Annotated in this window: 17 protein-coding genes and 3 pseudogenes; 7 read left to right on the forward strand and 13 right to left on the reverse strand. The window is 71.8% G+C overall.

Annotated features, from left to right (window positions below; translation table 11 throughout):
- From AA75_RS52135 to AA75_RS19620, 3 genes and pseudogenes are all read left to right on the forward strand, one after another.
- Positions 1–355: pseudogene (locus tag AA75_RS52135) on the forward strand (HSP18 transcriptional regulator); the annotation flags it as partial.
- Positions 330–578, forward strand: a complete 249-nt coding sequence (locus AA75_RS19615) for a hypothetical protein (RefSeq protein WP_033821417.1) — start codon at positions 330–332, stop codon at positions 576–578. The pseudogene AA75_RS52135 and the gene AA75_RS19615, both read left to right, overlap by 26 nt.
- Positions 579–774: 196 nt before the next feature.
- Positions 775–1,053, forward strand: a pseudogene (locus AA75_RS19620) (ATP-dependent DNA ligase); the annotation flags it as partial.
- 156 nt (positions 1,054–1,209) lie between these two features.
- On the opposite strand, the gene AA75_RS19625 reads toward AA75_RS19620, so the two are convergent.
- Positions 1,210–1,569, reverse strand: a complete 360-nt coding sequence (locus AA75_RS19625) for a nuclear transport factor 2 family protein (protein WP_033821418.1) — start codon at positions 1,567–1,569, stop codon at positions 1,210–1,212.
- Between the two features lie 25 nt (positions 1,570–1,594).
- Entirely contained in the window at positions 1,595–2,380 is a 786-nt protein-coding gene (locus AA75_RS19630) for an SDR family oxidoreductase (protein WP_033821419.1), read from the reverse strand.
- A gap of 99 nt (positions 2,381–2,479) precedes the next feature.
- Here AA75_RS19630 and AA75_RS19635 point away from each other — a divergent pair, with 99 nt between their 5' ends.
- Positions 2,480–2,998: a helix-turn-helix domain-containing protein gene (locus tag AA75_RS19635; protein ID WP_199520362.1), complete on the forward strand. Its 519-nt coding sequence runs from the start codon at positions 2,480–2,482 to the stop codon at positions 2,996–2,998.
- Between the two features lie 315 nt (positions 2,999–3,313).
- Here the strand turns inward: AA75_RS19635 and AA75_RS19640 are convergent, their stop codons facing one another.
- From AA75_RS19640 to dnaK, 9 genes are read right to left on the reverse strand one after another with little or no spacing between them, the layout of a single operon-like run.
- Positions 3,314–3,754: a DUF1931 family protein gene (locus AA75_RS19640; protein ID WP_189765757.1), complete on the reverse strand. Its 441-nt coding sequence runs from the start codon at positions 3,752–3,754 to the stop codon at positions 3,314–3,316.
- Positions 3,755–3,800: 46 nt separating this feature from the next.
- Positions 3,801–5,477, reverse strand: a complete 1,677-nt coding sequence (locus AA75_RS19645) for a cyclic nucleotide-binding domain-containing thioredoxin-disulfide reductase (RefSeq protein ID WP_149038254.1) — start codon at positions 5,475–5,477, stop codon at positions 3,801–3,803.
- Positions 5,478–5,510: 33 nt separating this feature from the next.
- Entirely contained in the window at positions 5,511–5,774 is a 264-nt protein-coding gene (locus AA75_RS19650; protein ID WP_033821422.1) for a UBP-type zinc finger domain-containing protein, read from the reverse strand.
- Positions 5,774–6,304: a thioredoxin gene (trxA, locus tag AA75_RS19655; protein ID WP_082526662.1), complete on the reverse strand. Its 531-nt coding sequence runs from the start codon at positions 6,302–6,304 to the stop codon at positions 5,774–5,776. The genes AA75_RS19650 and trxA overlap by 1 nt, the downstream gene beginning before the upstream one ends.
- Positions 6,304–8,928, reverse strand: coding sequence for an ATP-dependent chaperone ClpB (gene clpB / locus AA75_RS19660; protein WP_033821423.1), 2,625 nt, complete (start codon positions 8,926–8,928; stop codon positions 6,304–6,306). The genes trxA and clpB overlap by 1 nt, the downstream gene beginning before the upstream one ends.
- The gene (locus tag AA75_RS19665; protein ID WP_082526663.1) at positions 8,919–9,308 is read right to left on the reverse strand and encodes a chaperone modulator CbpM; all 390 of its coding nucleotides are present in this window, start codon (positions 9,306–9,308) and stop codon (positions 8,919–8,921) included. The genes clpB and AA75_RS19665 overlap by 10 nt, the downstream gene beginning before the upstream one ends.
- Positions 9,305–10,282: a DnaJ C-terminal domain-containing protein gene (locus AA75_RS19670; RefSeq protein ID WP_033821424.1), complete on the reverse strand. Its 978-nt coding sequence runs from the start codon at positions 10,280–10,282 to the stop codon at positions 9,305–9,307. The genes AA75_RS19665 and AA75_RS19670 overlap by 4 nt, the downstream gene beginning before the upstream one ends.
- Before the next feature lie 7 nt (positions 10,283–10,289).
- Positions 10,290–10,865, reverse strand: a complete 576-nt coding sequence (locus AA75_RS19675; protein ID WP_033821425.1) for a nucleotide exchange factor GrpE — start codon at positions 10,863–10,865, stop codon at positions 10,290–10,292.
- A gap of 9 nt (positions 10,866–10,874) precedes the next feature.
- Positions 10,875–12,788, reverse strand: coding sequence for a molecular chaperone DnaK (gene dnaK / locus AA75_RS19680; protein ID WP_033821426.1), 1,914 nt, complete (start codon positions 12,786–12,788; stop codon positions 10,875–10,877).
- A gap of 335 nt (positions 12,789–13,123) precedes the next feature.
- Here dnaK and AA75_RS19685 point away from each other — a divergent pair, with 335 nt between their 5' ends.
- The gene (locus AA75_RS19685; RefSeq protein ID WP_051812817.1) at positions 13,124–14,896 is read left to right on the forward strand and encodes a CdaR family transcriptional regulator; all 1,773 of its coding nucleotides are present in this window, start codon (positions 13,124–13,126) and stop codon (positions 14,894–14,896) included.
- A 204-nt stretch (positions 14,897–15,100) separates the two neighbouring features.
- Here the strand turns inward: AA75_RS19685 and AA75_RS19690 are convergent, their stop codons facing one another.
- A complete protein-coding gene (locus AA75_RS19690; RefSeq protein ID WP_033821427.1) occupies positions 15,101–15,910 on the reverse strand; it encodes an exodeoxyribonuclease III in 810 nt (269 codons plus the stop codon).
- 233 nt (positions 15,911–16,143) lie between these two features.
- On the opposite strand from AA75_RS19690, the gene AA75_RS19695 reads away from it, so the two are divergent.
- The gene (locus tag AA75_RS19695) at positions 16,144–16,932 is read left to right on the forward strand and encodes a GntR family transcriptional regulator (RefSeq protein WP_033821428.1); all 789 of its coding nucleotides are present in this window, start codon (positions 16,144–16,146) and stop codon (positions 16,930–16,932) included.
- Between the two features lie 93 nt (positions 16,933–17,025).
- Here AA75_RS19695 and AA75_RS19700 read toward each other — a convergent pair whose 3' ends face one another.
- Positions 17,026–18,186, reverse strand: a complete 1,161-nt coding sequence (locus tag AA75_RS19700; RefSeq protein WP_033821429.1) for an ROK family protein — start codon at positions 18,184–18,186, stop codon at positions 17,026–17,028.
- 451 nt (positions 18,187–18,637) lie between these two features.
- Here AA75_RS19700 and AA75_RS19705 point away from each other — a divergent pair.
- A pseudogene (locus AA75_RS19705) lies at positions 18,638–19,759 on the forward strand (hypothetical protein); the annotation flags it as partial.

Below are 19,759 nucleotides of genomic sequence, written 5' to 3' on the forward strand. Positions count from 1 at the left end.
GAAGCCCGCCGCCGGCGACGCTTCGCGGTCCGCTACCGGCGCCGAACGGGTCAAGGCCGTCCGCGACCGGCGGGCCGCCGACCGATCGGTCACCGTCTGGGCCCGCGACAACGCCGCCGAGCTGTGGGTCCTCGCCGCCCAGATCGCCACGGCCGCACTCGCTCCCGGCGCCCGTCCTGCCCGGGCCGCCCTGACCGCCGCCCTCGGCGCCACCGACCCCGCCGACCTCATGGAGCCCCTCGCCGCCATCCGCCCCCACCTCGGCACCGGCCAGGGCGACCTCGCCACCCGCCTCGACGCCCTCACCCACCACACCACCCGGCTCCGCGATGACAGCGACCGACGCCGCGCCTGACCCCGTCGCCGCCGCCGAAAGGCGCTGGCAGGACCTCCTGGACCAGATCCACGACCTCGAAGCGCGAGTGGCCGCCACCACGGGCACCGTCAACGCCGTCCTCGACCACCACCTCGCCCGGCTCGACGCCCTGCCCCACCACCTCACCCACCCCAACTGGCCACTGCCCGAACCTGATCCGGGCAGTCCGCAAACCAATCCGGCGAACAACCGGCCTGCCTGACAGGGCCGGGAGCCACCGCAAAGGGAGTGTCATGATTCAATCGTGATAGTCCCGCCTGTGGCGGGTCGCTGTGCCTGGAGCGGGACGCGCAGCGGGGTAGTAGATGTCGGGCCTGGACTGGTCGCTGCCGGACCCGATGTTGACCGTAGCGGTGAACAGTCCCGAGCTGCACGCGGGGTAGGCAGCTGAACCGAAGTGGGACAGCTGTCGCTGGGGGCTGGAGGTGCACGCGCACCCAGTGGTGGTGCGTTCCCGCCTTGGCGCCGGCCTGTCCGGTGCGTTCCCTGAGATCCGGGACACCGCGCTCGCCCAGCTGCCGGAGGGCACCGGGCTGGACGGGGAACTCGTGGTCTGGGAGGACTGGCGGCTCGCCTTCGATGCGCTCCAAGCCCGTGCCGGTGCGCGGGGCGCCCCGGCGGCGGCAGCGTCCCGGGGGCGGCCACCGCACTTCGTGGCGTTCGACCTGTTGCACTGATTGGGGATCTTTGAATCTCCTCACCCTGTGCTGAGGATGGCCCCGGAGTTGCTCGCCCTGATTCCTCGGGCGTGCACGTGCGCTGATCTGCAGGTGGATGCCGAACTCGACGGCCGGCTCTAGATCGGGTGGCTGGGTGGGCACGTGGGAGCGGTCTCAGGGTTCGATGACGAGGTGTTCGATGAGGTCGTCGCGCAGCGTGAACCGATAGCGGAGATCGATGGTGGCGCCGGGGAAGTTGCCTTCGAGGTGGTGTGTGGCGATGTAGTGGGCCGTGTCGGCCTCCTGAGCGTTCGTGAGGCGGATGGTGTAGGTGAATTCGTTTGCGGATCGGTCCAGCCACTGCTCAATCGCGGCGCTGCCCCGGTAGGTGTTGCCGTCGTCGGTCACTGTGGCGTCGTCGGTGAACGTCGTGATCGCGGTGCCGGTGTCGTGGGCGCGGTGCGCTGTGAGGTAGCGGGTGATCACCTCGGGCAGGTCGTCCGGGGTGATGGTGCGGGGCTGGTTGTCGTGCATGACGCTCCTGATGGTGGTGGCGGGTTCAGACGGTGGGGGTGGTGCCGCCGTCGATGACGTGTTCGGCGCCGACGATGGCCGAGGCGCGATCGGAAACGAGGAAGGCGACGAGCTCGGCGACCTCCTCGGGCCGGTTGGGACGACCGAGCGGGATGCCACCCAGGGAGTCCATCAGCCGGCCCAGCGCCGCTTCCTGGCTGATGCCGGCGTCGTGGGCGATCCGGGCGACGAGGTTGTCCGCGGCCGAGGTCTGCACGAAGCCGGGCGAGACGGTGTTGACGCGGACGCCGTGCGGGGCGACCTGGTTGGCCAGGCCCTTGCTGTACGTGGTCAGGGCGGCTTTGGCAGCGGCGTAGGCCAGGGTGCCGTTCCACAGCGGCATGCGGCGCTGGATCGAGGTGACGTGCACGACCGCGCCGTTGCCCGCGGCGATCATGTGTGGCAGGAGTGCCCGGTCCAGACGGACGGCGGCCAGCAGGTTCGTGTTCAGTTCCCTGGCCCAGTCGTCCTCGCCGAGCGCGGCGAATCCTCCTGCCGGCGCCTCGGACCCACCGAGGGTGTTGACCAGGATGTCGACGCCTCCCACGCGGGCTTCCACCTCCGAGGCGACCTGGGCGGCCCCCTGGGCGGTGGACAGGTCGGCGGTGATGAACATCTTCTCCTCGATGTCGTCGGGGTGGCTGCGGGCGGTGACCAGTACGGTCGCGCCGGCCTCGGCGAGCCGTCGGGCGATCGCGGCTCCGGTGCCCTTGGTGCCGCCGGTGACCAGAGCGCGTCGGCCTTCGAGGGATTCGCTGATGGATGTGGTCACGGTGTGCTCCGTTCCCGGGGGCGGGTGGTCAAGGCGTCACCCCCGTCCCTGCTGCTAAAATAGAAGCTACTAACTTCGACTTTAGCAGTAACTGAGGGGATGGTCGCCTTGGCAAGCCGGATCAGGCTGGAGGACCGGGAGTGCCCACTGTCCACGACGGTGGAACACGTCGGCGAGTGGTGGACACTGCTGATCCTTCACGACGCCTTCGACGGCTACACCCGCTTCGACCAGTTCCAGGAGAGCCTGGGCATCTCCTCCAGCATGCTCACCACCCGGCTGAAGACCCTGGTCGCGGACGGTCTGCTGGAGCGCCGGCCCTACCAGAGCAGCCCCGTCAGGCACGAGTACGTCCTGACCGAACTCGGGCGCTCGCTGCGCCCGGTGATCGTCGCCCTGGCCGCGTGGGGCAACCACCGCCTCACGCCGACGGAGCGCAGCATGATCCTCGTCGACGCGCACAGCGGCGAGGAAGTCGAGCCCGTCGTCGTCGACGCCAAAACCGGCCGCCGACTCGACGACAGCACCGCCTACGTCTTCACCGCGGGCCCCGCAGCCAGCGACGCGATGCGCAGCCGCTACGCGGCACGGCCGGCCATTCCCGCGGAAGAGGCGTAAGCCCGCCCGGAAGAGCCTCGTACAGCCTTGAGCAGGGCCGCGAGCACGGGCTGCACCTGACCGCCTCGCAGCAGCGGTTATCGCTGGCGTGATACCTGCCAACCCTCCCGAGTCGTTGAGAACTGAATCGAGTGAGGCGAGGAGCAACACCGCTCGTTTCCAAGACTCACCAGCAGCACTCGGGCGAGGCCGACCGGCGGTATCGGTAAGTCAGGGCTTTTGGTACTTGCGGAATGGGATGTCTTGCTGATCGTCTCCGGTACGCGCGGGGGACCGGCAGGGCCGGCGGAACCGCAGGTCTGGTGGATGCCCCGCTCAGATCAGCAGGTCGAAGAGTTCGAAGGCCTCGTCCCACTGGTCCGTGGAGGGGCGGCGGGTGTCGCGGGCGATGGTTTTGAGGGCGCGGGCGAGGGCGACGCTGAGGCCGCCGGCCAGGTCGGGCAGCCGCTGTTGGGTGTCCTCGGCGGCCTCCATGCCGAGGGTCGGGCGGGCGGCGAGCTGGTCGAGCAGGGGGCGCAGTTCGATGCCCTCCTCCAGCTTGTCGAAGGCGTGGATGCTCTCCTGCAGGCCTTTGGTGACCGGGAGGTCCTGCGGCTCGATGATGTCCCGGCCGTTGGCCTTGGCATTGGCCGTGCCGATGAGGAAGAGGTCGTAGAGCTTGGCGTCCACGAAGTCGTTGTAGCGCTTGAGGTCGTTCTTGTGGACATCGAGGCCGGCGGCTGCGCGGAAGAAGCGCTCGAACTTGGGAATACCCATGACGGGCATGGCATGTTCCTTTCTTGCGTCGATGGACGAGCTGAGGTCATCCGATGGCGGGTGGTCTCACCTCCTCGAGGTGCTCGTGGGCCAGGCGGACGGCCATGGCGCCCTCGCCCACTGCGGAGGCCACCCGCTTGACCGAGCCGCTGCGGACGTCGCCGACGGCGAAGACCCCCGGCAGGCCGGTCTCCAGGGCGAGTGGGGCGCGGCCCAGGGGTTTCCAGAGGTCCGCTGCCACATGGGCCACGTCCTGCCCGGTCGGAATGAAGCCGCGCGGGTCCAGAGTGACGGCGCCCGCGAGCCAGGAGGTGGCAGGGCTCGCCCCGATGAAGACGAACAGGGCGCGGGCCTCCAGCACCTGCTGCTCGCGGGTGCGGTTGTCCTGGACGACGACGGCTTCGACCCGGTCCTCGCCGGTGACCTCCTGGACCTCGGTGTGCAGCCGGACGTGGATCCGCGGGTTCTGCTCGATCCGGTCGATCAGATAGCGGGACATGTTGTGGCCCAGGTCTTCGCCGCGGACCAGCAGGTGCACGGCGGGCGACTCGCGCGCCAGGAACAGGGCTGCCTGGCCGGCAGAGTTGCCGCCGCCGACGACGGCCACCGTGTCAAGGCGGCAGGTCCGCGCCTCCCAGAGGGTGGCGGCGTAGTGGACCCCGAGTCCTTCGAACCGCTCGACGCCGCGGGCGGGCAGCCGCCGGTAGCGTGCGCCGGTGGCGACCACCACGTTGTTGGCGGCGACCGTGCTGCCGTCGGCGAGCCGTACCACGTTGGCACCGTCGCGCTGTTCGAGGCCGGCGGCCTCGGCGGGTACGGTGATCCGGGCGCCGAACCGGGTGGCCTGCACGACGGCGCATTCGGCGAGCTCCATGCCGGAGATCCCCGCGGGGAAACCGAGGTAGTTTTCGATCCGGGAGGACGTGGCGGCCTGGCCGCCGGTCGCCACCGCGTCCAGGACGACGGTGGAGAGCCCCTCGGAGGCGCCGTATACTGCTGCGGCCAGGCCTCCGGGCCCCGCGCCGATCACCACGAGGTCGAGGACTGCCCTCGCGACGGTCTCGGTCCGCAGCCCGATCACCTGGGCGAGTTCGGCGTTGGAGGGATTGCGCAGCACCCGGTGCTCGTGCCAGACGACAATCGGAGTCTCCTCCGGAGCGATGCCGAGACGCGTCAGCAGCGCCTCGGCCTCGGTGTCCTTCTCCAGATCGGCCCAGCGGTGCGGGAGGCGATTGCGGGCGGCGAAGTCCAGCAGGCGCCGGGTGTCGGGGGAGAAGGCGGAGCCGATGATACGGAAGCCCGTGCCCGCGCCGGCCAGGATCGTGCGGCGCAGCAGGTAGGCCCGCAGGATCACGTCGCCGAGCGCGGGTTCTCGGCTGAGCAGGTCGCGCAGGGCGGCCAGACCCACCGCGAGAACCTCGCCGGGCGTGCTCACCAGCGCGCCGAGGAGGGCGGTCTGGCCCTCCAGTACGCCGAGTTCGCCGAGGAAGCTGCGCGCCTCGTGCAGGTGGACGAGCTGCTGCTGCTCGCTGTGGCCTTCGACCACGGCCACCGTGCCGCTGAGGACCACGAAGAACTCCTCGCTGGGGTCGCCCGCCCGGACGAGCTGTTCCCCCTCGCGGACCGGCCGTACCTGTCCGCAGGATCTGAGGATCGCGATCTGGTCGTCCGACAACAGCGGATAGGCGCCGTGGACGTCAGCTGTCGGCGTGAGCGTCGGCACGATGGACTCCCTTCGGTGGAAACGGACGTCGGCTCAGACCATCGCCTCATGCACGAAACACCACCGCCAGTCCTCGCCGGGTTCGAACGACCGAACGATCGGGTGCGCGTGGGTCGCCGCGTGACCGCGGGCGTGCCGCATCGGCGAGGAGTCGCAGCAGCCGACGTTGCCGCAGGTCAGGCACAGGCGCAGGTGCAGCCACGGAGTCCCCGTGCGCAGGCAGGCCTCGCAGCCCTGAGGTGTTCTGGGCGCCACGGGCCGAACCATGGACAGGTGCGGGTCGGGAAGGCTGGTCATCATGGGCTCCCGGAGGTGGAGTCGGCCGGTCCGCGGGACGCAGCGAGCGACTCGCCCACCCACCGGCGCAGCGCGTTGGCGGGCACGGCTCCGGTCTGGCGGGCGACGGGCCTGCCGTGGTCGAGGATCAGCAGGGTGGGTACGGCTTGGACCTCGAACCGCCGTGCCAGGGCCGGCGACTTGTCGATGTCGACCTTGACGAGTTTGATCCGGCCGGCCAGGTCCTTGGCGACCTGTTCGAGGGCTGGGCTCACCATGCGGCAGGGGCCGCACCAGGTGGCCCAGAGGTCGACGAGCACGGGCAGGCTCGCCTGCTCGGCGACCTCCCCGAAGTCGGTGTCGCCCGCTTCGGCGATCCACGGCAGCGGGGCATGGCAGTTTCCGCAGCGCGGGCTGCCCTCCGCCGCGGCGGGTACGCGGTTGGTCCGGCCGCAGTTGGTGCAGGCGACCGTCGGCAGCGAGGCCCCGCCGCCTTCGGTACTGCCGTCACGGCCCCTGCGGTCGGCGCGGCCTTCCGGAGAAGTGGTCATCACTGCTCCTGCAGCTCGTCCTGGAGGGTTACGGTCAGTTCGGCGGCCCTGGCGTCGACCAGGATGGTCACGCCTTCGCGTGCCTCGCCGCTGAGCAACGCGCGGCCGATCCTGGTCTCGACCTCGTGCGCGATGAAGCGGCGCAGCGGCCGGGCGCCGTAGACCGGGTCGTAGCCCTCGGCCGCGATCAGCCGGCGGGCGTCCTCGGTGAGTACCAGGTCGATCCGCTGCTCGGCGAGGCGGTGGCGCAGGTCCTCCAGCAGCAGGTCCACGATGCGCTCGATCTGCGCGATGCCGAGCGGGTGGAAGAGCACGATGTCGTCCACCCGGTTGAGGAACTCGGGCCGGAAATGGCCGTTGAGTTCGCCCATGACCAGGTCCCGGACCTCAGGCTTGATCTCGCCGGCCTGGGTGGCGTCCTGGAGCAGATACTGGGAGCCCAGGTTCGAGGTCATGATGATGACGGTGTTGCGGAAGTCGACGGTACGGCCCTGCGCGTCGGTGATCCTGCCGTCGTCCAGTACCTGGAGGAGCGTGTTGAAAACGTCGGCGTGCGCCTTCTCGATCTCGTCGAACAGGACGACTGAGTACGGCTTGCGGCGCACCGCCTCGGTCAGCTGACCGCCTTCCTCGTAGCCCACGTAGCCGGGGGGCGCGCCGACCAGGCGGCTGACGGTGTGCCGCTCCTGGTACTCGCTCATGTCGAGTCGGATCATGTTGCTCTCGCTGTCGAACAAAGCGGCGGCCAGCGTCTTGGCCAGCTCGGTCTTCCCGACGCCGGTCGGGCCGAGGAAGATGAACGAGCCGATCGGCCGGCGCGGGTCGCGTACCCCGGAGCGGGCCCGGATCACCGCGTCGGCGACGAGCTGGACGGCCTCGTCCTGGCCTACGACCCGCTCGCGCAGGATCTCGTCCAACTTGAGCAGCTTCTGCCGCTCGCCCTCCTGGAGCCGGGTGACGGGGATGCCGGTCCACGCGGAGACGATCTCGGCGATCTCCTCGGCGGTCACCACCTCACGCAGCATCCGGCTCTTGCCCTGCTTGTTGGCGAGCTGTTCCTCCTCGGCGGCCAGCCGGCGCTCCAGTTCGCTGACGGTTCCGTAGCGCAGTTGGGCGGCCCGGTTGAGATCGTAGGCCCGTTCGGCCTCCTCGGCCTCCTGCCGGGCGCGTTCCAGTTTCTGGCGCAGTTCCTGGACCTTGCGGATGGCCTGGCGCTCGGCCTCCCACTGGGCGTGCTTGGCGTCCACCTCAGCGCGCAGGTCGCCCAGTTCACGCCGCAGGTCCTCCAGGCGGGCGCGGCTGGCCGGGTCGGTCTCAAGGTCCAGCGCGGCCTCCTCGATCTCCAGCCGGGTGGCCCGGCGGGTGAGTTCGTCGAGTTCGGCGGGCATGGAGTCGATCTCGGTCCGCAGCCGTGCGCAGGCCTCGTCGACCAGGTCGATGGCCTTGTCCGGGAGGAAGCGGTCGCTGATGTAGCGGTGACTGAGGGTGGCAGCGGCGACCAGCGCGCCGTCCTGGATCTTGACGCCGTGGAAGATCTCCAGCCGCTCCCGGATGCCGCGCAGGATGGAGATCGCGTCCTCGACGGTCGGCTCGTCCACCTGGACGGTCTGGAAGCGGCGTTCCAGGGCCGCGTCGGACTCGATGTGCTTGCGGTACTCGTCCAGCGTGGTGGCGCCGATCATGTGCAGCTCGCCGCGCGCCAGCATCGGCTTGAGCATGTTGCCCGCGTCCATCGCGCCCTCGGCGGCGCCGGCCCCGACGACGGTGTGCAGCTCGTCCACGAACAGCAGGATCCGGCCCTCGGCTCCCTTGACCTCGGACAGCACGGCCTTGAGGCGCTCCTCGAACTCGCCGCGGTATTTCGCGCCGGCCACCAGCGAGCCCATGTCGAGCGAGAACACCGTCTTGTCCCGCAGCCCTTCCGGCACGTCGCCGCGCACGATCCGCTGGGCCAGGCCCTCCACGATGGCGGTCTTGCCGACGCCCGGTTCGCCGATCAGCACCGGGTTGTTCTTGCTCTTGCGGCTGAGGATCTGGATCACCCGCCGGATCTCCGCGTCACGCCCGATCACCGGGTCGAGGCGACCGCTGCGGGCCTCGACGACGAGGTCGCGCCCGTACTTCTCGAGGGCCTCGTACGCTTCCTCGGGATTGGCGGAGGTGACCCGTTGATTCCCGCGCACGGTGGTCAGGGCGGTGAGGAAGGAGTCCTTGGTGACGCCCTGTTCACCGAGCCGCCGGCCGGCTGCGGTGGTCGAACCCTCGTCCACCAGGGCCAGCACCAGGTGCTCGGTGGAGACGTACTCGTCCTTGAGCCGCTTGGCCTCCTGCTCCGCGGTGTCGAGCAGTCGGGCCAGCCGCTGGGTCACCGTCACTCGGCCGGGGGCGGCGCCCGGACCGGTCGTGCGGGGACGCTTGGCGAGATCGGCCTCGACGGCGGCCCGTAGTGCTGCCGGGTCTGCGCCGGCACCGGCCAGCAGACGGGTGGTCAGGCCGTCCTGCTGATCGAGCAGGGCCAGCAGCAGATGCTCCCCGTCGACCTCGGTCTGGCCCAGACGTACCGCGACGTTCTGCGCTTCCTGCAGCGCTTCCTGGGACTTCTGGGTGAGGCGATTCATGTCCATGGTGTCTGCTCCTTGGCGGCTCGTTCGCTGCGCCGCAGTGCGATTTCCAGGCGCTCGATGCGGTCGAGCAGGTCCAGGACGACGCCGATGGCCGCGTAGTTGAGGCCCAGTCCGGTCCGCAGCCGCTGCACCCGGGCGATGGCCGACGGCGCGCTCGGCCGGAACCACAGCCGGCCCCGGGCATCACGCTCGGCGTCCACCAGCCCGAGGGCGACGAAGCGGCTGACGAGTTCGGGCGACAGTCCACTCCTGCTGGCCACTCCGGCGATGGGGAGCTGGTAGGGGCTGGGGCTGATCCGGTAGACCCGGACCAGGGGATAGGCGGCCCTGGTGCCGGGCTGTCCCGTGCCTTCGACGGGAGAACGCTGTTCGGCTCTCATGTCTGATTCCTCGGGTCGAAGGAGGAGACGGCCGCCAGTTCCTCGAACAGCTCGCGCTCACGCGGGCTGGGCGAGGGCGGCACCATTACCTGGATTTCGGCATAGAGGTGACCGGGGGAACCGTTGGGGTCGGGCATCCCCTCGCTGCGCAGCCGCAGCCTGCGGCCGGTGGAGGTACCGGGCGGCACATGCACCTTGACCGTCCCGCCCGGACCGGAGACCGGCACCGTCGCCCCCAGCGCGGCCTCCCAGGGGGTAACCGGCAGGTCGACGTGGATGTCGCGCCCGACGAGCCGATAGCGCGGATGGGGGGCGATGCGGACCACCAGATAGAGGTCCCCGGCGGAACCCGGGCCGCGGCCCCGGCCGCCCTCCCCCGCGAGCCGAATGCGCTGCCCGTCGACGACGCCGGCCGGGATGGTGACGTCGTAGCTGCGCTCCCCGCCGGGACCGCCGAGGGTGATCTTCCGCCGGCCGCCGCGGTACGCCTCCTCCACACTGAGCGTGAGTTCGGCCTCCTGGTCCGCGCCGGGGATCGGGCTGCCCCGTCCGGCGCCCCCCGCCCGGCCGCCGAACATACCTCCGAAAAGATCTTCGAAGTCCACGCCGGAGGTGCCGAAGCCGGTCTCCGTCCAGGTCCGGGCGCCTGCCCGGTCGGCGCCTCGGGTGCCGCCGAAGGGACTGCCGCGGTACGCGCCGGCTCCGCCGCCGAAGCCCTGGGCGGCCGCGACACGCTCGTCGTAGTCCTCCGGAATCTGCCGGAAGTCGGGGCCGAAGCGGTCGTAGCGGGACCGGGTGTCGGGGTCGGACAGCACGCTGTATGCCTCGTTGATCTGCTTGAAGCGCTCCTCTGCGGCCGGATCACGGTTGACGTCCGGGTGGTAGCGGCGGGCCAGGGTACGGAACGCCTGCTGGATCTCGGCGGCGTCGGCGGTTCGGGGGACGCCCAGCACCTCGTAGTAGTCCTCTGCCATGGCGGCGTCACTCCTGCTTGCGGGTGACCGCTACCGCGGCCGGCCGCAGCTGGTGGCCGGGCTCGCCGTACCCGGGCCGCAGCACCTGGACGACGGTGCCCGCAGGTGTGTCCGGTTCATCCACCACGGACACCACCTCGTGCTGCTCGGGGTGGAAGGGGACGCCGGTCTCGTCGTGCCGGGGGTAGCCGAGGCTTCGCAGCACCTCGACGGCCTGGTCGCGCACCGCCCGGACTCCGCTGACGATCGTGCCGGGGTCGCCGGCGCCCGCGTGGGCGAGGGCCAGTTCGAGGTTATCGACGACCGGGAGGAACGCCGCGGCCACCTTGGCCCGCTCAGCCTCCCGTTCCCGCGGAAGCTCACGGGCGTAACGCTTGCGGAGGTTGTCGAGGTCGGCGAGGGCTCGCCGCCACCGATCCTCCAGCTCCTCGACCTCGGGGCGGCGGGGCGGCTGCTGCTCCTGCACCGCGGCTTCGGGGGCCCGTGGGCCCGTCTGCGGTGCGGGCGTCCGCTCGGGCGACGCCTGCTCGGGCTCGGGAGGGGAGCGGTTCTCGGCGGGACGCGTCTGTTCCTGATCGGACATGTCGCCGCCTCAGCTCCGGTCGAACTCGGCGTCGATGACGTCGTCGTCGCCCCTCGGGGAGCCGCCCTCGGGACCCTGGCCGGGCGCTGCCTCGCCGGGCTGGGCGCCGCCCCCGGCTCCGCCCGGTCCGGCGGCGTGGGCGGCCAGCGCCGCGTAGATCTGCTGGAGTTCGGAGGCCAGGCTCCGGGACCGTTCCGTCGGCGCCTCCTCCTTGACAGCGGAACGGGCCTCGTCGATGAGCAGTCGGGCGCGGGCCCGCTCGTGCTCCGGAGCGGCGTCGCCCAGGTCGTCCAACCGGCGCTCCACCTGGTACGCGGCGGCGTCGAGCTCATTGCGGGCGTCGATAGCCTCACGCAGGGCCAGGTCGCTGGTGCGGTTGCTCTCGGCCTCGTTGATCATCCGCTCGACCTCGGAGGGGTCGAGGTTGGAGCCCTCACTGATGGTGATCGACTGCTCGGCGCCGGTGTCCCGGTCCTTGGCGCTGACCTTGAGGATGCCGTTGGCGTCGATGTCGAAGGTGACCTCGATCTGGGTCTCCCCACGCCGGGCCGGCCGCAGGTTCTCCAAGCGGAAGCGGCCCAGCACCCGGTTGTCGGCGGCCAGCTCGCGTTCGCCCTGGAGCACGACGATGTCCACGGCCGGCTGGTTGTCCTCGGCCGTCGAGAAGGTCTCGGACCGGCGGGCGGGGATGGTGGTGTTCCTCTCGATGATCTTGGTCATCACGCCACCGGCTGTCTCCACGCCCAGTGACAGCGGGGTGACGTCTAGCAGCAGGACGTCCTTGACCTCACCCTTGAGCACGCCGGCCTGGACGGCGGCGCCCAGCGCCACGACCTCGTCGGGGTTGACGCTCATGTTCGGGTCCTTGCCGCCGGTCAGCCGGCGGACCAGGTTCTGCACGGCCGGGATGCGGGTCGAGCCGCCGACGAGGATGACCTCGTCGATGTCGTTGTCGGTGACCTTGGCGTCGCCCATCGCAGTCCTGACCGGCTCGAGGCAGCGCTCCACCAGGTCCGAGGTGATCTGCTCGAACGTGGAGCGGCGGACCGTCTCGGTGAGGTGCTTAGGCCCGGAGGCGTCCGCCGTGATGAACGGCAGGCTCACCTGGGTCTGAGTGACCGAACTCAGCTCGGTCTTCGCCTTCTCCGCCGCCTCGAACAGCCGCTGCAGAGCCTGCGGGTCCTTGCGCAGGTCGATGCCCTCGGCCTTCTGGAAGCCGTCCGCCAAGTGGTCCACCAGACGGCGGTCGAAATCGTCGCCACCCAGGTGGGAGTCGCCCGCCGTGGCACGGACCTCCACCACACCGTCGCCCACGTCCAGCAGGCTGACGTCGAACGTGCCGCCGCCGAGGTCGAAGACCATGACCGTCTCGTGGCCCTTCTTGTCCAGCCCGTAGGCCAGCGCCGCGGCGGTCGGCTCGTTGATGATCCGCAGCACCTCGAGGCCTGCGATCCTCCCGGCGTCCTTAGTGGCCTGGCGCTGGGCGTCGTTGAAGTAGGCAGGTACGGTGATGACCGCCTCGGTCACCTTCTCGCCGAGCGACTTCCCGGCGTCGTCGGCGAGCTTGCGCAGCACCTGCGCGCTGATCTCCTCCGGCGCGTACTGCTTTCCCCTCACCTCGAAGCGGGCCACCCCGCCGGGCCCTTCGACGACGTCGAAGGAGACCGCCTTGGCCTCGTCGGAGATCTCGTCGTAGCGACGTCCGATGAACCGCTTCGCGGAGGTGATGGTGCCTTTGGGGTTGAGGATCGACTGCCGGCGCGCGAGCTGTCCGACCAGCCGCTGGCCGTCGTCGGAGAAGGCGACCACCGACGGGGTCGTCCTGGCCCCCTCCGCATTCGGGACGACCGAGGGCTCACCACCCTCCCAGACCGCGATGACCGAGTTGGTGGTGCCGAGATCGATGCCAACTGCCTTCGCCATGGGAATCTCCTCCGTCGCGACGCGGGACCGGTCGGCGGGCAGCCAGGCGAACGGACGGCGTACCACACCCAGTAGCAGCCTGGCGCGGTACGCGGCGCACTTCCCCGCCCCGGCAGGACCAATCCGCGCTGCGGTTTCGGTCCCCGAGGACGGGGACGCGACACGGTTCGTCGTGGGAACGCGTGTCGAGCGGCGTAGCGTGTACGTAGGGAGGCCGCCGTCGAGCCGCGAATGGACCTGCTATGGACGCTGTGCCTTCTCCGACCGCTGGTCCCCTCCGCCCCGTCCCGCGGCCAGCGGCAGCGCAACACGCACTGCTACGCCTGGTGACGGTGATGCTCGACGGTGAGGACGAACGCGAGGTGCTGTGGGGGGGCATGGCGGCGATCGCCGCCACCGGCCCTTTCACCGCCGAAGCGGCCTATGCCGTCCACAACGGTCTGGCGCGGCGCTGCCCACCACTCCGGGCGGCTTCCACCGCGGTCGCCCGGCCCGGGGATGCGGCGCGGGAACCCGAGGCGGGCCCAACCGGCGGAGCCCCGGGTGAAGCAGCCGCTGCCGACGTGGTGGCCGCCGACCTGCTCGACCGGCGGATCGACTCCCTGGACGGCCGCAGCCACCACCTGCACGAGCCGGGCGGACCGTGGGCGTGGGCCATCGCACTGCGGTACCGGGAAACCTGCCTCGGCTATCTCGTCGTCCGGTCCTTGAACACACCCTCGGCTGAAGAGACCGCTCTGACCGATCTGCTCGCGCGGCAGACCGGGACAGTCCTTGGGCGCCTCACCGGGCACCGGGGCGAGCCAGCCGCCGGGTCCGGGGACATATCGGTGAGCGGGGACCCGTCCGACACCGGGAGCCTGCCGGAGCCCGAGGACGGCTCACCCACCGTGGCCCTCGGCAGGAGAACTGCCTCCGCCCTGGCCTCGCGGCTCGCCACCTATGAGGCGCTCTCCCGCGCCGCCGTCTCCGGCAGAGGCGAGGCGGGAATCCTCCAGGCCCTGCACGAGCACACAGGATTCGCGGCCCTCACCGAGGACCGCTTCGGCAACCCTCGGGCCTGGGCAGGTCACTGCGCGGGCGGCCCCCAGAGCGGAGTCGGCAGCGGAACCCGCCCCGAGTCGGAAAACCGGCGCCGGGACGCCCTGATGCACCGCGCGCGGCGCCAGCCCGGCGCCGCTCGGGACCGTGACCGGCTGGTCATGCCCATCGAGATGGCGGGAGACCCGCTCGGCGTCATCGTGCTGGAGGACCCGGACCAGCGGGCGACGGAAGCGGACACATCGGCGCTCGAACAGGCCGCTCGGGTGCTGGCTCCCCTTCTCTTCCACGAGCGCAGACTGGCTGAGCTAGAGCCCCACCTGCGCCGTGACCTGGTCGACCGGCTGGTCTCAGGTGAGGGGACCAAGGACGCCTTCACGCAGGCATCAGCCCTGGGCCACGACCTGCACCGGCCGCACAAAGTCGCCGTACTGGAGTGGCCGGGGGCACCCGAGGGGGCCGCGCTCTGCGATGCGGTGACACGGGCGGCGGAACGGTTGCGCCGGGACGTGCTCGTCGGCTCTCGTGGCGCGACAGCCGTCGTCCTGATGACCGGTGAGGACCCGCGTCATCCGGGAGACGAGCTGTACAAGGCCGTCTCCGAGGACCTTGGCACCGGCGCAGGCGCGATCGGGATCGGCGGCCCGTGCGTGGTCCTCACCGATCTGCCGCACTCCTACGACGAGGCCGTCCGCGCCCTCGCCGTCCGCCGCCGTTCCCAGGACCCCTACGGCAGCACCGCCTTCGACGAACTGGGGCTATGCCGCATGATGGGCACCGGCGAAGGCGAGCGGGAAGCCGACCTCTTCGTCCAGGTATGGCTGGGCCGGCTGCTGGACTATGACGCCCAGCACCACACCGAGCTGGTCATGACACTCTCGCGCTACCTGGAGAGCGGCTGCAGCTACGACGCGACCTCCGAGATGCTCCTCATCCACCGCAGCACAGTCCGCTACCGCCTCCAGCGCATCGGCGAGATCACCGGCCACGACCTCGGCGTCGTGGAGACACGCCTCAATCTGCACATTGCCACCCACATCCACAACGTGCTCGACCCGCCGTGTTGAGTCGCGGGCGAGCCAGGGCGTCCGGCTTTTTGCAGAACGAGTCGTTTCCCTGAGCGGCGTCCGGCCCGTCCACTGCCAACGGGTGGAAGCTTCGCCGTGTGGGGTGCGGCGCGGTGACGGGCAAGCGAACGCCTTGGTGCTGCCCTGCCCGGGTGTGGCTGTGGCCGGGAGGGCCTCACCTGGGCGCTCCATCTTCCCCCAGTACTATACGAGTTGGCCGAAATCGAAGACCGCCGTGACGGGTGCGTGGTCGGACCAGCGCTCGGCGTGCGAGGCGGGCCGCTCGACGTAGGCCTCGATGCAGGTGGCCGCGAGCATCTGACTGGCCATCAAATAATCAATCCTCCAGCCGGCGTCGTTGTCGAAGGCGCGGCCGCGGTAGGACCACCAGGAGTACGGGCCGGGCTGGTCGGGGTGGAGGGCGCGGACCACGTCGACGTAGCCGGTCTCGTCGAGGACCCGGGTCAGCCAGGCGCGCTCCTCGGGGAGGAAGCCGGCGTTCTTCTGGTTGGTCTTCCAGTTCTTGAGGTCGTCCTCGCGGTGGGCGATGTTCCAGTCGCCGCAGACCAGCACCTCGCGCCCCTCGGCGGCGGCGTCGGCCCGCAGCTGGGCGAGGTGGACGATGAACTCCGCCATGAAGCGTTCCTTCTCGTCCTGGCGTTCGGTGCCGACCTCGCCGGACGGGAGGTAGAGGCTGGCGACGGTCAGCCCAGGCAGGTCGATCCGGGCGTACCTGCCCGAGTTGTCGAACTCCTCGGAGCCGAATCCGATCACGGTCTGCTCCGGGACGCGCCGCGAGAGCACGGCGACCCCCGCGCGGCCCTTGGCGGCGGCCGGCGCCCACACCGCGTGCCAGCCCTCGAGCTCCAGCACCTCGGCGGGGATCTGCCCGGGCTCGGCCCGGACCTCCTGGAGGCACACCACCTCGGCCTTGGTGGCGGCCAGCCACTCGACCAGACCCTTCTTGGCGGCGGCCCGGATCCCGTTCACGTTCACTGTCGATACCACGATCACCCCGCGAGGGTACCGGACCGACGCGAACGACCCGGGCCCCTTCCGGGGCGCGGACGGCCGCCCGCAGGCCCCCGTCATTGGTCTTGACCATCTCGCGCGGCAAGCCCTAGGGTCACTTACTGCAAAGACCTTTAATAAAGAAGGACGGATAAAGCCCGCCCTCCCCACCTGCCGAAACACCGGGGAGGCCAGGGCGGCACTCCTTCAGGGTGGAGGACACGGTGGCTCAAGCGGTGGCTCAAGGACAGCTCGCGGCGGTGCCGGAGCCGAAGTACTGGCACCTTCGCACGGTGCTGGTCCGCACCATCGACGCCGAGTTCTCCACCGGCCAGATCCTGCCCAACGAGCGCGAGCTCGCGGCCCGCTTCGGCGTGGCCCGGGCCACCCTGCGCCAGGCCCTCGACCAGCTGGAGCTGGAGGGCCGGCTGGTCCGCCGCCGTGGCATCGGCACCCTGATCGCCGCCCCGCGGGCCGCCGTCCCGGTCAACAGCAGCGAGGAGGGCTGGCCCGGCACCGCTCGCACCCAGTCCTGGCGCGTCATCGACTGCGCGAGCGCCCCCGCGCCCGCCCAGCTGGCCGCCGCGCTCGGTGTCGCCGAGGGCGCGCTCGTACACACCGTGCGCCGGGTGCGGATGCTCCAGGGCGTGGCCGTTGCCACCGAGTCCCTGCACGTGCCGGACTCCGCGGTGCCGCGCCTGCCCGCGCTGCCGCACCTGGTCGGCGCCACCGGCGAGGCCGACCGGGCCCGCTCGGTGCTGCGCCAGCTGGAGCGGCTCGGGGTCGACGGTGAGTCCCGCTCGGTCGAGCTGGGCGTGGCCGAGGCCGAGCAGGCCGCACTGCTGGAGCGTCCCCCGGGCACCCCGGTGCTGGTGGTCACCACCCAGTACGCCGCCGGCGGCCGCCTGGTCGCGCTCGCCGTATCCACCTACCGGGCCGACACCTGCAAGCTCACCTTCGGCGAGACCGGCCTGGTCGAGGTCACCCCGGTCCAGTCGGAGACCCCGGTCCGCTCCGCCTCCTGACCACCCGGCTCAGATACACCCGCCCCGCCCCGTTCCGGACTGCTCCGGGGCGGGGCGCCGCCGTACCCGGGGCCCGGCTATGGCGGCAGCCGGTCAGCGGCCCTGACCGGCCGGCGGGTCGACGGCGAACAGCTGCTCCTCGACGTGGTCGAGCGCCACCCGCAGCGCCCCCATCGCCACCACCTCCGAGCCGAGCGCGGCCGGCGCCACCTCGGGCGCCCGCAGGGTGAACAGCGCCAGCTGCTCGCGCAGCGGCTCCAGCACCCCGTCCAGCCCGGCCGCCCACCCGCCGACCACCACCAGCTGCGGGTCCAGCGCCAGCACCAGCGCCGCCACGTCGTGCACCAGCCGCCGCAGGAACCGGTCGGTGGCCACCTGCGCCACCTCGTCCCCCTCGCGGGCGAGGCGCAGCACCCGGGCCACCGCGGCCTCGTCCAGCGGGTCCAGCGGCTTGCCGGTGGTGGACAGCAGCCGCTCCGGGGTGGCCTCCTGGCCGAGCAGGTGCAGCGCGCCGATCTCACCGGCCGCGCCGCCGTACCCGCGGTGCAGCCGGCCGTTGATCAGCGACCCGGCGCCGGGGCTCAGCCCCGCCATCACGAACACCACGTCGCCCTTGCCGACCGCCGCGCCCTTCCAGTGCTCCGCGATGGCGGCCAGGTTGGCGTCGTTCTCGATCACCACCGGGCAGCGGAACGAGCGGCGCAGCCGCGCCCCGATGTCCAGCCCGGTCCAGCCGGGCATCGCGGTGCCGAGCTGCACGGTGCCCTCGCGGTCGACGATGCCGGGGGTGCCGACGGCCACCGCCCACAGGCTGTCCCGGGAGATCCCCGCCTTGCGCAGCACCTCGGCGACCATCGTGCGGACCAGCCCGAGGCGTTCCTCCGCCTCCAGCGTCTCGTCCACCGGCCGGGCGTGGGTGCCCTGCACCTCGCCCGCCAGGTCGGCCAGCACGATCCGGATGTCGTGCACCCCGATCTCCACGCCCAGCACGTGCCCGGCCTCGGCCCGGAACCGGAACCAGCGCGCCGGGCGGCCCCGCTGACGGCCGCTCTCCTGGCTGTGCTCGACCTCGGCGACCAGCCCGGCCTCGAGCAGCCCCTCGATCACACCTTCCACCGTCGGCCGGGACAGGCCCGTGTCGCCGACCAGCTGGGTGAGCGTCACCGACTGCCCGTCCCGCAGCGCGCGCAGGGTGACCGCCGCGTTGATCCGACGCAGCAGCGAGGAGTCCCCTCCGGTGAGCCGATCCGCCAAGTCGCTGCCCTTCCGCTTCGCGCGACAGCCCTGGCGCGCGGTGCCGAGTGCGCGGTCCGCCCCGGTGCGGTGGTGACGCTGCCGGGGATGCCGCGGGAGTCCGCCCCCGGCATGCACGGCACGTCGGCACGGCACGCCCGGAGGCACAGCCGGGAGCCTACTCGGCGGCCCTCCGCCCCGCGAGCGTTTCCGCAGCTCATAACGGCTTCGGTATCGAACCGGTAGGTATCCCGTGATCGCTCCGTGAGGTCGGGGACGCTCAGGGTGACCCCCCGGCCGGGGTCCGCGCCCGCCGCTCCCGGCCCGCGCGGGGCAGCCGGCGACCGGCGGGACGTACGGGACCGATCCGTGGGACGCACGGGACCGGGCGTACGGGACCGGGCGGTGGCACCGGGGAGTACGGCGGAAACCGCTTTGCCACCGTCCCGGCACCGAAACCACAATCGCGACCATGCCCCGAAGCACCGACGACCACCCGGCCCACTCGGATCACCCTGACCACCCGCGGCACCCGGGCGGCGACCCCGCCCGGCCGCACCCCGCCGTACCGGACGCCGTCGACCGGCTGGTCGCCGAACTCGACCCGCTCCCGCACCCGCTGCGCCTGCGTCACCTGGCCCGGACCGCCCACGCCCTCGCCGCCGACGGCGGCCTGCCCGCCACGCTGGCCGAACTCGACCGCCGGGGCCGGTACGGGCGACGGCTGGCCGCGCTGGCCGCCGCGGACGGCCGCTGCACCCCGTACCTGGCCGGTCGGCTGGCCGACCCCGACGACGTGGTGCGCCGTTACGCCCGGCGCGCCCTGCGGCGCCCGGAGTTCCCGTCGGCCGCGATCGAGGCCGCGTACCGGGACGCCCCGGCGCTGGTCCGCACCGAACTGGCCGGCGCGCTGCTCGCCGCCGGCCGGCCCGCCACGGCCGACCGGCTGGTGGAGCAGGCCCGCGAGTGGTGGGGAGAGCGCGACGCCGCCCGCCTGCTGCCCGCCTGCTCACCGGGAACCGCCGCTCGGCTGCTGCCCGGGCTGGCCCACGCCGTCCACCACTGGGGCCGGCTGGGCCGCTACCAGCCGCAGGCCGTCCTCGCCCTCACCGAACGCGAACTCGCCGACCTGCCCGCCGTCCTGGGGACCATGTGGTGGGAGCAGCGCGCCCACGGCGTGGCCGCCGCCTGCGCCGCCGACCCTCACCGGGTGCTCGCCCTGCTCGAACGGTACGGCCCCGGCCGGCTCGCCGGACCGTTCCGGTGGCAGCTCGCCACCCTGGCCGCGGCCGACGCCGAACGCACCGTCCGCCTCCTGACCGGCCCTCACCCCGGCACCGAGCTGCTTCCGCTGCACCTGGAACCGGCGGCGCTGCGCAGGCTCGCCGCGGCCGACCCGCCGTCCCTGCCCGTCCTCGGCCGCCGGTGGCTGGACCACCCCGACCGGCTGGCCGCGCTGCTCAGCGCGCTGCCCCCGTGGCGGCGCGCCGCGTGCTACGACGCCGTCACCGCCGACGCCGGGCCCGACGGCCCGCACCGCACCGCGCAGGTCCTGGCCACGCTGCCGTCCGAGCGCCGCCACGCCGAGGCCCGC

The organism is Kitasatospora sp. MBT63 (genome assembly GCF_000710465.2).
GTDB lineage: Bacteria > Actinomycetota > Actinomycetes > Streptomycetales > Streptomycetaceae > Kitasatospora.